Genomic DNA, 15,158 nt, shown 5'->3' with positions numbered 1-15,158 from the left:
TATGTTGATGACCTTGTGAAACACAATTACTCGACTTCATTGGCGTTCCATACGTAATTCCACACTTCACTGATTTGCTCACCTGAAAGCGTCAAGTACAAACGCATATCAATGGCTTCGTTATTGTCAGGTATCAGCTTAAACTGCGCCCGCCACGTCGTCTTATCGGGTAATTGCATAACTTCTAAATCTTTGAATTTGCCAGAGGACAGCGTTAAGTGGGGTTTTAAGCGGATTGACTGGCCTAAATGAGCAAATGCGTCTGCGCTGAAATCCACAACCATTTGTCGTTCACTTTTATCAGGCGCATTATCTTGTCCAGGTAATGCAGCCCAACTATTGAAAACCCGCGACACCCGAGCAGTAACATCTTCGTTAAGTGCTCCATTTACGGTTTTTACGGTGTAATCGAATTCACGCATTTCGCCTTTTTTGAACGGCTTTTCAGGTACCCAATAACTGACAATATTGTCATTGGTTTCTGAGTTGGTTGGAATTTCGACCAACTCAACGCGGCCTTTACCCCATTGATTATCTGGCGTAATCCACATACCAGGGCGAGCATGGTAGTTAGCTTCGGTATCTTGATAACTAGTAAAATTTTGGTCTCTTTGCAGCAAGCCAAACCCTTTGGGTTGATTGTCTTGAAGAGACGTAACACGCAAGCCTTTGGGGTTGTTCAGTGATCGCCAGATCCACTCTCCGCTTGATGTGTGCATAGACAGACCATCAGAGTCATGAACCTCAGGTCTGAAGTCGTCGAAGATCCGTGTATCGTTCTCACCACTTAAATACATACTCGTAAGAGGAGCAACACCTAATTTTTTTACATCTTCACGAGCAAAAACAGCACTTTGCACGTGCATAACGGTGTTTAATCCAGGCACCAGCTCAAAGCGGTAAGCGCCAGTTACTGATTTGCTGTCTAATAAAGCAAAGAAAACTAACTTGCTATCGTCTGTTTTTGGTTCTAACATCCAAAATTTGGTGAATGAGGGAAATTCCTCCCCACTACCCTCAGCTGTATCAACCGCTAATCCGCGAGCAGAAATACCAAATATCTGCCCAGGGCCGATTAAACGAAAATAAGAGGCGCCGAGAAAAACAGCGACTTCATCTTTATAGTCAGTTGTCTTTAGTGGGTAGTGAATTCTGAAACCAGCAAAGCCCGCGTCCTTAGGCACTAATCCTTTGAGGGGACCTGCGTCTTTTTCATAAATGAAGCGGTCCGTTTCAAATAGCATATTTTTAGTGCCGCTGTTGTCATCGACTACTTTTATTTCAACTGGTGTACGGTACAAGAATCCAGGGTGAAACAATTGCATTTCAAATTTAGCTTTATCTTTCCATTGCGCTTTTTCCGGGTTAAAACGAATAGCTCGGTATTGCTGATAAGTCATATCGGCTAGTTCAGCGGGTAAATTTTGTTTAGGCTGAGCGTAAGGTGCTGCTGCTAATGCTTTAGCTTGTTCTGAGACCAAATCGAATACCCGTTCTTCACTGGTTTTAACCACTGCAGGCACGACTACATCTTCTACCGCTTGCTTATCCTGCACGGGAGCCAGTTGGGCTTTTTCATCTTTGTCATTAATAGAATCCTGTACTGGCGTTTGTACTTGGCTTGAAGCACCAACACTGGCCAATAAACACACTAAACCGGCGAGACGCGACAACATATTCCGCTGACGTAAGAAGGTCGTTGAATACTGCTGATTGAAGGAATTCTGGGTTCTCATTGGGTTTTGGCTTCCTTTGCTGATTTGTAACGTTTCAATACACTGGGTATGACTTCTATAAGTGAATTTGCAAATTTCGATCCAAAAATAAAACGCATCCAAAAACATCGCGGTATTAGACGAAAGTATAAGGTGATAATAAGTGATTTTTAACGAGTGCTAAAATGGGGATTACAACGCCAGATTGACCGTAGCAACCTGATTTAATGTTGCTATTTTTAATCATTAAAAAGAGCTGAGGCTATAATTAGCGTGGGGTATCGGCAAAACAAGTAAGATTTGACGCAAGCAATTCAGGTTTAAAAATTGACCTTAACAGCCACGTTATATTGTTTGAATAACCAGGATACATGTAAATTAATAAAATTTTAAATAATTAACAGGTTTTATCGTCCGTCGCAAAATAGTTCCACCTGTTAGGCATCGTTAGCAAATATAAGCAAAATTAGGCGTTAAACTGTTGCTTTTTACTGACATCAGGTTACTTGAGTGAAAAAATATATAATATTCAATATCTTACAGTAAATTAAGAAATGGTTTTAATTGTCTGTTTTGAGAAACAACTCGGACTGAAGTCAGAAGTATTTCGGCACTAATGAAAAGCCATCACTCAGGTAGATTTTCCCAAGGTTTGTAATTTTTACCGCTTAAAGGAAACAAAAACACATCTGGCTGCTGATTATATTTGTCACAAATTATTTGATTGATATAAAAAAGCTCACTAAAAAGGCAGCATTGTAGAACAGGGGAATTTAAGCCCCCTTTTAAGAACAAGTAAACCGCAATAATTGCGGCTTACTATAACTATTTTAGAAGCTCAGATAGATACGCAGTGATGTTAATCCGCAATACCTTTTGGCATATCGTCACGTATCTCATTCCATAATTTACCACTTTCGATTCCGTATTTACGAATAACTAATGGCACACTTTCATAATCGCCTTTTTTCGCAAGAGATAACAACTGCTTGTAATACCCTTGAGTCAATGCTCGGCATTTTTCGCTTGAGAAATAATAACCGCCAATACGTGAATATAGACCTTTAAAACCATTCATCATAAGCACGTATACTGGGTTACCTGAAGCAAACGCGAGATCGTGATTTAGCTGATAGTCATTTACCGCAATGGTTACCGCATCACCTTCAACATCAATATACTTTTCAAGGATCTCGATCGTTTTCTCGGCATTGTTACGGATAGCACCGCGAATAAACACAGCACTTAAATTGGTACGCGCCGCTAAAAGGTGATCGACAAGCTCAGAGATACCTTCTTCGTCCAGACGAGCCAAGGTCTCTAGAATATTTAATCCTGAGGTTTCCCAAAAATTATTCACTTTGGTTGGCTTACCATGTTGAATGGTTAGCCATCCGTCACGGGCAAGACGTTGTAATACTTCGCGTAATGTAGTTCGGGTTACCCCTATTAATTCTGATAGTTCACGCTCAGCGGGAAGAATAGTACCTGGAGGAAAACGACTACTCCATATAGACTCAACTATGTACTCTTCGGCAAATCCAGCGGGACTCTGTGCCTTATAAATCATTTGATTGCTCGCAAGTTTATCAAGATTATTTTGTTATAAACTGATTGTACCAGATGATTTTTATTGGGAACAATGAATCTTTAACAAGTTGTTAAGTTATATACTCACTGTCACAATCAATAAGTAAACTTTTAATCACTTTATTTAAGTTAAATGTAGCTAAGCATGCGATTTCCCTTGCATTTTTCAGTTACAAAATTTACAAAGTAGTTATAAAAGCTAGAAAATTTTAAAGGTTTCAATCTATGCAACAATCTATCGTTAGTGCTGTTTACAGCAACTTTTTAGGCCAAGCCCCTGAATGGTATAAAAAATCTATCCTCGCGTTTCTTATTTTCAACCCGATTTTATTCATATTGGACCCTTATTTAGCTGGTTGGGCACTAGTATTAGAGTTTATATTCACTCTGGCTATGGCGTTAAAATGTTACCCATTGCAACCTGGAGGATTATTGCTCATCGAGGCGCTTTTTATAGGCATGACTTCTCCTGAGCACATGAAGCACGAGATTGTCGTTAACATTGAAGTAGTATTACTTTTGGTCTTTATGGTCGCTGGTATTTACTTTATGAAAGACATGCTGCTGTTCATGTTTACCAAGCTATTGCTCAAGTTAAAGAATAAAACCACGCTGTCCATGGCCTTTTTGGCAGCGTCAGCCTTTTTATCAGCCTTTTTAGATGCACTAACGGTGGTTGCGGTTATTATTGCAGTAGGTATGGGATTCTATTCCATCTACCATAAAGTGGCTTCGGGCAAAGACTTTCACGCAGATCATGACCATACCAGTGATGACCATGTAGCACAGCCCAAACGTCAAGACTTAGAAGATTTCAGAGCGTTTCTTAGAAACCTGATGATGCATGCTGCAGTCGGTACTGCTCTGGGCGGTGTTATGACAATGGTAGGTGAACCGCAAAACTTAATCATCGCTGACAAAGCCGGCTGGAATTTCGCTGAATTTTTTGTGCGTATGTCACCGGTGACTATTCCGGTATTTTTTGCCGGTATTGCCACTACATTTATGCTTGAAAAGCTTAAGTTGTTTAGTTATGGCGCGCAATTACCCACAGTCGTACGCGAAATTCTTACCGCCCACAGTGAAGAGCAAGAGACAACCCGTACCAAGCAAGACACCGCAAAATTATGGGTCCAAGGCTTTATTGGTATCTGGTTAGTTATCGGCCTCGCGGGTCACTTTGCAGCAGTTGGCTTGATTGGCTTGTCGATCATTGTATTAGCGACCTCACTAAATGGTATTATTGACGAGCATTCGATTGGTAAAGCATTCGAAGAAGCCTTGCCCTTTACCGCTCTGTTATGCGTGTTCTTCGGTGTTGTCGCCGTTATTATCGATCAAGGGTTATTTACCCCTGTTATAGACTGGGTACTGACCTTTGAAGGCCGCTCGCAACTGGTGATGTTCTATTTGGCTAACGGGGCGCTGTCCATGGTCAGTGATAACGTATTCGTCGGCTCGGTTTACATTACTGAAGTAACAGCTGCATTAAACAATGGTCATATCACGCGTGACGAGTTCGATATGCTAGCCGTAGCCATTAACACAGGTACTAACTTACCAAGTGTTGCTACCCCTAACGGACAAGCAGCATTCTTGTTCTTGTTAACCTCAGCAATTGCACCGCTATTGCGTTTGTCTTACGGTACGATGGTCTACATGGCACTGCCCTATACGATTGTACTTACGATTGTTGGTTTAGCGGCAACCTATTTTGGCTTAGCTGATTTAACGTCTTGGTTGTATGATATGGGCTTTATTCAGCACCACAGCGCTACAATAGGAGCTGCCGCAGTCGGCCACTAAGACTGTATTGGCTTTAAAAGCACCGCATTAAGGCGGTGCTTTTTTGTTTTTGAAGTGAATATTTTAAGAGTAACACCATGAATTATATTTCTAATTTACCTGACAACCGCCTTGCATGGGGCTTGCTGTTTTTATCCAGTTTAGTATTAGAGGCTTATGCATTATTTAGTCAACATGCTATGGATTTACAGCCATGTATTATGTGCATTTATCAACGAACAGCCATATTCGGGATCATGTTCGCCTGTATTCCCGTGTTAATAACGAATAATGTACTCACTCGATTACTGGCCTTTATCATCTGGGGAGTGTCAGCTATTTGGGGTGGGTTAATCGCTTTTGAACACTATGATATTCAAACTGCGGCTAATCCATTTTTCGCCACCTGTGAGATCGTGCCAAACTTTCCCTCTTGGTTGCCCTTACACGAATGGTTGCCAAACATATTTGCTGCCACTGGCGATTGCGGGAATATCGATTGGCAATTCATGGATATGAGCATGCCCCAATGGATGATGGTGGTTTTTGCAACTTACACTGTTAGTTGGTTAGTGGTGTTGTTAAGCCGTTTGGCTGCAAAGCGCATGCTTTAAGCAACGATTTACATCTTAATCAAAGGGAGTACATTGCTCCCTTTTTATAGATAACAGCAGGTAGGCGTAGTTAGTCTTAACAAACTTAATTTTACGCATTATAGAATAACCGCGCACCATTCTTTAATTCCCCCATACAGATAACGCAACGGTTACTTAATTTGATATTACGCGGCGCAGTGAACCAATAATAAAAAGCGTCGTCACCAGAAAAATTATCCCCTTATTCACTAACTGGTTAAAAGAAAAATTAAATCAATAACTTAAACCTAATTCAATAATGCTGAATGATTAGAATCGATCTAAAAAATTTCCATGGCGTAAAAACTGCTAATTAGTGTTATTTATGCCTCAGAGTGAACAATATATTGCGATCAATTAGTATTATTTTCCCGCACCAATTATTTGCTGAGCATCCATGTTTAGAAACTCAAAATCATGGAATATGGTTAGTTGAAGACGACCTATTTTTTGGTGACGCTGATTACCCTCAATGCTTCCATCAGCAAAAACTACAATTGCACTTTGCTTCAATGGCTTATTATCGTGAACGTCTGGAAAAAGATAATTTTGATTGTCGTTATTTTACTTATCAGCCAAAGAAAAATAGTTTGCTGCGTTTATTTAACGCGCTTACAGAGCAAGGCATTGAACTAATCCATACATTGGATCCTGTCGACTACATACTCAAACAACGTCTCGAACGTCACGCATATAAGAAAAAAATACAGATAAAATGGTACAAGACACCAGGATTTCTTAATACTCAACGCCAGAATGACGCCTATCGTGCTGGCAAAAAACGTTGGTTTATGGCTGACTTTTATCGATTTCAACGTACCCGCATGAATATTTTGCTCGATGGCGGCAAACCTGTTTCAGGGCGTTGGAGTTTAGATGAAGATAATCGCAAAAAAATCCCTAAAAAAGAGCTCACTAAACTCCCCATACTTGTTTTAGCAAAAGAAACTAAATATCACACGGATGCCATTAAGCGTATACATAGCGAATTTTCTCACCATCCCGGTGATGGTAATAGGGTTATTTACCCTGTCACTCATGAAGCGGCGCAAAACTGGTTGACTGCCTTCTTTGAGCAGCGCTTTGCTTTATTTGGCCCCTATGAAGATGCGATTGTTGAAGGCCAGCACTGGCTTTATCACAGCGTACTGACCCCCCTGCTCAATATCGGTCTATTAACACCCAAACAAATCATCAGTCAGGCCTTATCTCATGCAAATAAACATAAGGTAGCCCTTGCTAGCTTGGAGGGGTTTATTCGACAAATTATTGGTTGGCGAGAATTTATGCGAGCAACTTATAGCGACTTAGGTGTATCAATGCGTAGCGGCAATGACTGGGAACATCATAGAACCATTCCAATGTCATTTTACCAAGGTAACACTGGGATCACGCCTGTTGATGATACGATAAAACGTGTTCTACGCACTGGATATTGTCATCACATTGAGCGATTGATGGTCTTGGGCGGGTTTTTCTTTCTATGTGAGTTCAAACCGAATGAAATTTATCGTTGGTTTATGGACATGTTTGTGGACAGCTATGACTGGGTGATGGTGCCCAATGTTTATGCAATGAGTCAAAACGCCGATGGAGGGCAAATAACGACCAAACCGTACTTTAGTGGTTCAAATTACATTATTAAAATGAGTCATTACAAAAAGGGACCTTGGTCTGATATATGGGACGCCCTCTATTGGAGATGGATAATAAAAAATCAAAATTCGCTACGCAAAAATCATCGCTGGGCGATGATGTGCCATCAGGTTGATAAGATGGACGAGAGTAAAAAGCAGGACTATCAACTTACTGCTGAGCGCTTTTTATCCTCGCTGGATAGCCAGTAAAACTAGTCTACGTCGTCCAAAGGCCAAACAGCGATATAATCTTCGAAGTCTTCTAACTCCACATCGTGATCAAAAACCGTTTTACCACGCACAGACATACCTACTTTATGCATCTTGGCTTTTTTACCTTTATTCAGAAGCGGATGCCAAGAGGGTAAACCACGTCCTTCATGCAAACGTCGATAGCTACAACTCGTTGGCATAAAGAAGATGTCGCTGATGTTTTCTTTGGTCAGTTTAACGCAATCAGGTACTAACGCAGTGCGCTCATCATAGCGGGTGCAATTGCATGTTTTTGTGTTTAGCAAACCACAAGCAATATTGGTGTAATGGATCTGTTCGCCAGTATTAATGTGAGCAGTAGGCGCGGCCTTTACGGCCTCATCATCATCTATAAACTTGTGTAAGCAACATTTAGCACAGCCATCGCAAACCGATTCCCACTGTGCTTCGTTCATTTTTTCTAGTGGCGTATCTAGCCAAAACTTATCATTCATAATTATATAATAACCAGGCAATTGCCTTACTTTTGGATTCAAAATTCTTTACGGGTAAACTAAACTTTTCATAAATTTCAGCCACTAAATCATTGGTATGACCTAACCCACTTACCAAACGAGCGAGCCTGAGTCCACCTAACCAATCTTCGTCTCGCATTCGCACTAGAAGGTCCATAACATCTATCGATTCGTAACTTAGCTTTACCTCACGAAGGTCGAATAATATTCCGATTAAATTGTGCATATGCGCTAAATTAATCGCTTTTTTGATCACAATTTCCATCTTGTCGACGTGATCAACATGACCAGATGCTTCGAAAACCACCAACTTATTAGCTAAATCTAAGCGATGATGTTGGGTGAATGCCATTAGCGAGTACTCTTAATATCTGACGCAAAAACTACTTTAAATGCTAGTTAATGCACTCATTCTGTTCAAATAACTTTAGTCTTAACGGAAAAATAATCCATCAGCACTACGTCTAAATCATCGCCAACAACTAATGGACCCACCCCTTTTGGCGTGCCCGTTAAAACGATATCACCTGGTAATAAGGTAAATGTTTGCGAAATATCAACGAGTAAAGACAAAATGGTGTGCATCATATTTACACTGTTACCTTGTTGCCTAAGTTTATCATTTACCGCCATGCTAAACTCAATATTTTGTTCAATATCAATATCCATCGCAGGCACAAAATTGGATATAGGACAGCTTAAATCGAAACTTTTAGCTCGCTCCCAAGGCTGGCCGTCGGCCTTTAGTTGGTCTTGCACATCACGAAGCGTAAGATCTAAGGCTAAGCCGACACCTAAAATGCCTTGTTTAGCACTTGTTTCATCACTATTCGTTAATCGCTCACCGATTAAAATAGCGATTTCCAGCTCGTTATGACAACTACCTTGTCCTTTTGGGATATATATAGGTTGGTGAATATCACACAGTGCCGTGCTGGGCTTAATAAATAACAATGGCTGTTTGGGTACGTCATTGTTTAACTCTTTTATATGCTCAAGATAATTACGTCCAACGCACACCACCTTGCCTATCGGTAAATCAATGACATCGCCACTTATAAAATGATGCTGATACATTTAATTGCCCTTCTTAATACGGTCTGATAAATAACCCACTGCCACGCCAAAATAGCTAGAACGGTTCCAACCCATCAAGGTATGAAAATTATTGTAAACTAAGTAAATACGCCCTTTTTCGCCATCAGGCATGATTAATGATGCTTTGACATCAACCGACGGTAACGCGCTTCCATCATAACGACGAACGCCTAGCTCTTGCCATTTTTTTAGGGTATGCATTTTTGATTTATCTAACCCAGTCAACGAAAAGTCGAAACCGTCGTTTAATCGAACTTGACGGCCCCAGGTTCCATTGTCATCCCAACCTTCTGTTTTGAGAAAATTAGCGATCGACGCAAACACGTCGGCGGGGTTGTTCCAAATATCTTTTTTACCATCACCATCGAAATCATAAGCATAATGTAAAAATGAAGTAGGCATAAATTGACTTTGCCCCATGGCACCGGCCCAAGACCCAAGGAATTCGTCTTGGCTAATGTGCTCTTGGCGCAGAATATCAAGAGCGGCATAAAGCTGTTTTCTAAACATACTTTCGCGACGCCCTTCATAGGCCATAGTAGCTATAGAAGAAATTACTGGATAATTGCCGGTTATTTTTCCAAAATTACTTTCGTTACCCCAAAGCGCTAGGATAAAACGCGCTTGTACGCCGAATTTTTTCTCTACTTGGCTGAGTAAAGATTTATGTTTTTGATACAGCCCAACGGCTTGTTGTACCTTCCAATCCGGTACTCGAGTGGCTAAATAGGTATCAAGAGTTATTTTTCTTTCAGGCTGATTTTTATCTGCTTTGACTACACGTTTACGAAAGGACGCATCAGTAAAAACACCGTCTAGAAAGTCAGATGGGTAACCTTTGGTAATAGCTTCGGTTTTAAAATTTTGCAGGTATAGCTCGAAGCCTTCTTGTGTTTTTTCAGTTTGTCCGAGACTGGACGAACTCATCATCAGCGTACCAATGAAAAGCATCAGACAAACACTAAAGTGAGACATAATGTCCTCCTAAGAATGACCCCAAATATGGGAATGATAGAGCCTAAGTCAGCTTAGGCCCATAAAATAACTAATTAGCGAATAGAAAGTAACGGTAAATGGCCACCCCATAATTTTATATTTTGGGAGGTTGTGCTGCCAAATGTTGCTTGAGTAAATTCTCTTCTGGTGGCGGTAACTGTAAATAGAAACCGTTTTTCGTCAATTCGTCTCGTAGAGTCTGAATATCAACTTGCCCTAAGAGGCGATCCTTTTTAATCGGCATGATCATAATAAAACGCGGCGCACCGAACATCTTCATTAACGTCTCTGGTACCCGAGAAAAATCGTCGCGCCCAGGAACATATAAATACGTATCGGCTTTTTTGCTACTTTTATATACCGCACACAATAAATTAAGCATTAGCAGACTCTGGAATATTCAGACCGTCCACACCTGCCAACTCAGCTTGCAAGAATTCACCTCGCCAACCGTCTAGCAGATCGGGTTGTAACCCTTGTGCCCGTGTGTCATCAACACTGAACCAGCACCATTTAATAAGCTGATTAATCTGCTTCTTAGATCCAATCAATTCAACCGGCACGCCGAGTTTCTCAGCATTTCGTACGCAGACTTCTCGAACCGCAGCGGTGACTTTTTTAAATCGGGGAAAATCGACCAAGCGTTCTACCGGCACCGGATAAGCGCTTTCATCAACATTTTGCGCGGCTTCGATAATATCTAGCATGGCTTGACCATTGACACGAATTTCCTGTGGGGTAAGTCCTGATATTTGATGCAGCGCATTTTTACTGCTGGGCAGCTTCTTAGCGACTTCTAACAAATTAGCTTCACGTACGACAAAATTTAATGCTAAATCTCGCTGCTGCGCTTCTTTCGCCCGCCACGCGGTTAATTGCTGTAACACGTAAAGTGATTTTCCGGTCACATGCCAACTATTTTTAATATTCAGATACAATAAATCGTAAGGGATTTGACTTTGTTTTTTGCGTGTCAGGTTATCCATTTCGGTAAACACCCAAGCTTGACGATTTTGCGCCAACGTTTTATCACGCAATGCTGGGTAAAGCTGAAACAAATACAACACATCATAAGCAGCGTATTGGCACTGCTGCGGTGAAAGCGGTCTAGCAAGCCAGTCTGTTCGAGATTCACCTTTATCAACCTGCACGTCCAACATGATCTCTACTAACTTTGCATAACCTAAAGAGGCCCCCATGCCCACAATGGCCGCAGCAAACTGCGTATCAAATATCGGCGTAGGAACAATCTTCAGTGAACACATAAATGTTTCGATATCTTCGGAACACGAATGCAAAATTTTAACGATATTGGCGTCGGTAAAAATAGCCTTAAGTAAACTAAAGTCGCTAATTTCTAAGGGATCTATTAGAGCGATTTGCTGCCCATCGTAAATTTGAATCAAACCAAGTTGTGGATATAAAGTGCGCGTACGCACAAATTCCGTATCGACGGCAATTGCCTGGGCTTTTGCCAATTGAGCGCAATAGGCGTTCAATGCTTCATCAGTGGTAATCGAAATATATTGCACGTCTTTCCAAAAACATAAAAAAGCCAGCAAAAGCCGGCGTTTATCATTAAAACAGTAATAAAGGCCTAAAAGGCGTCTACTATTTCTCGTCGCGAAGTTCTCTGCGCAGTATCTTACCAACATTCGATTTTGGAAGCTCGTCTCTAAACTCAACTTTTTTCGGAACTTTATAACCTGTCAAATGTTTGCGACAATGATCGATGACATCTTTCTCGCTCAGTCCCGGATGACGACGCACCGCAAAGACTTTAACCGCTTCACCAGAAGCTTCATGAGGAATGCCAACCGCAGCGACTTCTACGATGTCTTCGTGCATAGCGGCAACTTCTTCTATTTCATTAGGGAAAACGTTAAATCCTGAAACTAGAATCATATCTTTTTTGCGATCAACGATATAAAAATAACCGTTGTCATCACAGCGAGCAATATCACCAGTAGAAAGCCAACCGTCTTTTAATACCTCATCTGTCGCTTCTGGACGATTCAAGTAGCCAAGCATAACTTGCGGTCCTTTCACCAGCAACTCGCCGGATTCGCCTGGCTTAACATCTATCCCGTCATCATCAACCAAACGGATATCCGTAGAAGGTACAGGCAAACCAATAGAGCCGTTATATTCTTTAAGTTGTGGCGGATTAACGCTGACAATCGGGCTACATTCCGTCAAACCATAACCTTCTAGCAGCACATGTCCTGTTAGCTTATACCAACGCTCAGCGACAGAGCGTTGCACCGCCATGCCACCACCGAGTGAAAATTTCACATTGGTAAAATCTAATTCGGTAAAGCTAGGAGTATTAAGCAAACCATTAAATAAGGTATTTACTCCGGTTAAAACCGTAAATGGATATTTAGCTAATTCAGATACAAAACCAGCCATATCTCTAGGGTTCGTAATCAATAAGTTGGCACAACCTAACTTTAAGAACAGTAGGCAGTTCGCCTGTAAAGCAAAGATGTGATAGAGCGGTAACGCCGTGACTACCAACTCTTTATTTGGCACAGTCACCGTATTTAAGATAGCGGAGGCTTGCTCTAAATTAGCGACCATATTTCTATGGGTTAACATTGCCCCTTTTGACACGCCTGTGGTGCCGCCAGTATATTGCAAAAATGCAAGATCATCGCCAGCCACATCTGGTCGCGTATAGCTCTGTGCGGCGCCTTGCTTCAATGTATCCATAAACGGTATAGCATTGGGTAAAGAATAGCTCGGAACCATCTTCTTAACGTATTTAACAACAAAGTTGGTTAACCACTTTTTCGGCACACCTAACATATCGCCAATTTTCGTCAGTAATACAGTCTCTATTGTCGTTTCACTAAGCACCTCACTTAAGGTACAGGCAAAATTTTCAACTATGATAATTGCTTTAGCATTTGAATCATTAAGCTGATGCTTTAATTCTCGGGCTGTATATTGCGGATTAACATTTACCACCACCATACCGGCACGCAACACACCAAACAATGCAACAGGATATTGAAGCAAATTTGGCATCATAATGGCAACAGCATCACCTTTTTGTAGACCTGAATTTTGTAAATAAGCTGCGAAATTTTTGGAATATTGATCAAGCTCTGCAAAGGTAATCGACTTACCTAAGTTAATGTAGGCTACGCTATCAGCGTAGGTTTTGACTGACTGCTCAAAAATATCAACAATAGACGAATAACTATCGGGATTAATTGTTTGTGGCACTCGTGCGTCGTAACTTTTAAACCAAGATTTTTCCACTTTGCCTCCTCGGCGCAACCTCGACCACTAAGAAAAGGCACGACATGTGCGGGTCGACGGCAATTATACTACTTAACGCGCGCATAATACCCAAACCTAGTATAAAGATAAACGAAGATCACTACATATAATTAACATTTTACCTATATATAGTTAATTTTCGTGTAAAAAGCGCAAAATATGTACAGATACGGCTGCAGGGTTATCCAAATGCGGGTGATGAGAGCCAGGAGAATTAACTAATTTTGCGTTACTAATCCAAGTTAGCCGTAATTCTGCATTTTTCTTCATCATTTCGTAGCCGTTGTCTGCAATAATAACAATGGTCGGACAAGTAATAGCCTGCAAAAATGCCTTTACCTGGGACTCAGTCATGCGCAAGGATGAAAAAGTACGTAAACGGCGATCAGTGGTAAATTGTAGGTCGCCATCAATGTATTGCAGATTGCGCTCCACCAAAAGCGACGCGCATGCATCGGAAAATCCCCCCGCAATCGCTCGTGCGCGAACAACACGTTCTTTTATGCTGGGATGCTTCCCTTCACTCGCTGCGCCTTGCAAACGACTCTCAATTGATTCGCGCAATTGTTTAGGGCTACTTTCGCTGTCTTTTGTGATGGGTCCCAAAGACTCAATAGTTATATACTTGCTGACCTTCTCTGGAAAACAACTGGTATACATAGAGCCTATAATACCGCCCATAGAATGGCCTAATAAAATAAAGTCATTCCAATTCTGAGATTCAACTAATTCATGCACATCATAGACAAAATCGACTAAGTGATAATGTGCATCCTTGCTTCTGTGATCAGATTTACCGTGCCCCGCAAAATCGATGGCAACTATATAATAATCTTTGAGATACGCAGACAGTGGAATAAAGGTGGCTGCATTATCTAACCAACCATGTAATGCAAGCATGAGAGGTTTGCTTGGATCGCCAAATGCTAAACCTCGAATAGTGATATAACGTAACGGAAATTCTAATTCTTGCATAATTCATCCATAAAAAAACGGCTATCAGAGATACCGAGTGAGGTATGACATGAGTAGCCGTTGAAACTGCCTGCTTTAAGCGAAAGCAGGTAGCGATAAACTAATTGCTTTTGCTAGCAGCCGGTTTTGTTTTTGCAGGGCTACTTCTGGTGTGATGCGTGCTACGTAATATGACCCGATTATTAAACGGGCGATTATACCAACCGTATCGCCAGTAATCATAAGGCCAAACGTTGATCATATTCACATCAACTTGTTGAATCTCTTTCCATAAGAAGTAACCAGTGGACGCAAGCGTCGGGAAAACATACTCGTGTTCTCCTACCATGCCTTTTTCCAGACGAGTAAAGTCGCCGGTGAATGTCATGGTACGTCCTTTTTTATACACCATAGGATCTAAAAACCCTTGCACATAGACGCGGAATCGACCAATACTTTCATCTCCTTGCAATGGACGACCATAACTGCGCAACGGGTAATAAACCATTTCAATTAAAGTATTGTCAGGTTTATTTTCAATTTTGGCGATAATACCGCCCCAACGAGCTTTTTGCCCGAGTACCTCTTTAGACTTAGATGCCGCATCTTCATAAGAAATCAAGTTACTGTCATCAGGCAATTGAATTTGCTTAGGTAGTGTCGAACACCCCGCTAACCAAAGCGTCACTAATAGGATGCTTAATTTGGAATACATAACCACCTCAAAAA

General features: G+C 41.2%; 14 protein-coding genes. 3 read left to right on the top strand and 11 right to left on the bottom strand.

Going from position 1 to position 15,158, the window contains the following annotated elements; translation table 11 throughout:
* Positions 1-26: 26 nt before the first annotated feature.
* Together GQR89_RS06445 and fadR are read right to left on the bottom strand one after the other, a co-directional pair.
* Positions 27-1,736 (bottom strand): glucan biosynthesis protein, encoded by a 1,710-nt coding sequence (locus GQR89_RS06445; protein WP_158769296.1) that lies wholly within the window; start codon positions 1,734-1,736, stop codon positions 27-29.
* A gap of 838 nt (positions 1,737-2,574) precedes the next feature.
* Positions 2,575-3,285, bottom strand: a complete 711-nt coding sequence (gene fadR, locus GQR89_RS06440) for a fatty acid metabolism transcriptional regulator FadR (protein WP_158769295.1) — start codon at positions 3,283-3,285, stop codon at positions 2,575-2,577.
* Positions 3,286-3,530: 245 nt separating this feature from the next.
* Between fadR and nhaB the strand changes: the two genes are divergently transcribed.
* The 3 genes from nhaB to GQR89_RS06425 all read left to right on the top strand — a co-directional run bounded on the left by nhaB (position 3,531) and on the right by GQR89_RS06425 (position 7,572).
* A complete protein-coding gene (gene nhaB, locus GQR89_RS06435; protein ID WP_158769294.1) occupies positions 3,531-5,111 on the top strand; it encodes a sodium/proton antiporter NhaB in 1,581 nt (526 codons plus the stop codon).
* Positions 5,112-5,188: 77 nt separating this feature from the next.
* On the top strand, positions 5,189-5,704 hold the full coding sequence (gene dsbB / locus GQR89_RS06430) for a disulfide bond formation protein DsbB (protein ID WP_158769293.1): 516 nt from the start codon (positions 5,189-5,191) through the stop codon (positions 5,702-5,704).
* Positions 5,705-6,072: 368 nt separating this feature from the next.
* Positions 6,073-7,572 carry a cryptochrome/photolyase family protein gene (locus GQR89_RS06425; protein WP_158769292.1) on the top strand — a complete coding sequence of 500 codons (1,500 nt, stop codon included), beginning with the start codon at positions 6,073-6,075 and terminating at the stop codon, positions 7,570-7,572.
* A gap of 2 nt (positions 7,573-7,574) precedes the next feature.
* On the opposite strand, the gene GQR89_RS06420 is transcribed toward GQR89_RS06425, so the two are convergent.
* The 9 genes from GQR89_RS06420 to GQR89_RS06380 all read right to left on the bottom strand — a co-directional run bounded on the left by GQR89_RS06420 (position 7,575) and on the right by GQR89_RS06380 (position 15,144).
* A complete protein-coding gene (locus GQR89_RS06420) occupies positions 7,575-8,069 on the bottom strand; it encodes a YcgN family cysteine cluster protein (protein ID WP_158769291.1) in 495 nt (164 codons plus the stop codon).
* Positions 8,062-8,442: a hypothetical protein gene (locus GQR89_RS06415; protein ID WP_158769290.1), complete on the bottom strand. Its 381-nt coding sequence runs from the start codon at positions 8,440-8,442 to the stop codon at positions 8,062-8,064. The genes GQR89_RS06420 and GQR89_RS06415 overlap by 8 nt, the downstream gene beginning before the upstream one ends.
* A gap of 65 nt (positions 8,443-8,507) precedes the next feature.
* Positions 8,508-9,167, bottom strand: coding sequence for a fumarylacetoacetate hydrolase family protein (locus tag GQR89_RS06410; protein ID WP_158769289.1), 660 nt, complete (start codon positions 9,165-9,167; stop codon positions 8,508-8,510).
* Entirely contained in the window at positions 9,168-10,118 is a 951-nt protein-coding gene (locus GQR89_RS06405) for a lytic transglycosylase domain-containing protein (RefSeq protein ID WP_370461067.1), read from the bottom strand.
* A gap of 160 nt (positions 10,119-10,278) precedes the next feature.
* Positions 10,279-10,566 carry a YcgL domain-containing protein gene (locus GQR89_RS06400; protein WP_158769287.1) on the bottom strand — a complete coding sequence of 96 codons (288 nt, stop codon included), beginning with the start codon at positions 10,564-10,566 and terminating at the stop codon, positions 10,279-10,281.
* Positions 10,559-11,716: a ribonuclease D gene (rnd, locus tag GQR89_RS06395; protein ID WP_158769286.1), complete on the bottom strand. Its 1,158-nt coding sequence runs from the start codon at positions 11,714-11,716 to the stop codon at positions 10,559-10,561. The genes GQR89_RS06400 and rnd overlap by 8 nt, the downstream gene beginning before the upstream one ends.
* A gap of 79 nt (positions 11,717-11,795) precedes the next feature.
* Positions 11,796-13,454, bottom strand: a complete 1,659-nt coding sequence (gene fadD, locus GQR89_RS06390; RefSeq protein ID WP_158769285.1) for a long-chain-fatty-acid--CoA ligase FadD — start codon at positions 13,452-13,454, stop codon at positions 11,796-11,798.
* Positions 13,455-13,607: 153 nt separating this feature from the next.
* The gene (locus tag GQR89_RS06385; RefSeq protein WP_158769284.1) at positions 13,608-14,450 is read right to left on the bottom strand and encodes an alpha/beta fold hydrolase; all 843 of its coding nucleotides are present in this window, start codon (positions 14,448-14,450) and stop codon (positions 13,608-13,610) included.
* 100 nt (positions 14,451-14,550) lie between these two features.
* Positions 14,551-15,144: a Slp family lipoprotein gene (locus tag GQR89_RS06380; protein ID WP_158769283.1), complete on the bottom strand. Its 594-nt coding sequence runs from the start codon at positions 15,142-15,144 to the stop codon at positions 14,551-14,553.
* Between the last annotated feature and the right edge of the window lie 14 nt (positions 15,145-15,158).

Source organism: Paraglaciecola sp. L1A13, assembly GCF_009796745.1.
Classification (GTDB): domain Bacteria; phylum Pseudomonadota; class Gammaproteobacteria; order Enterobacterales; family Alteromonadaceae; genus Paraglaciecola.
The sequence above is the reverse complement of the archived record's forward strand: the minus strand, read 5'-3'. Positions and strand labels throughout refer to the sequence as shown.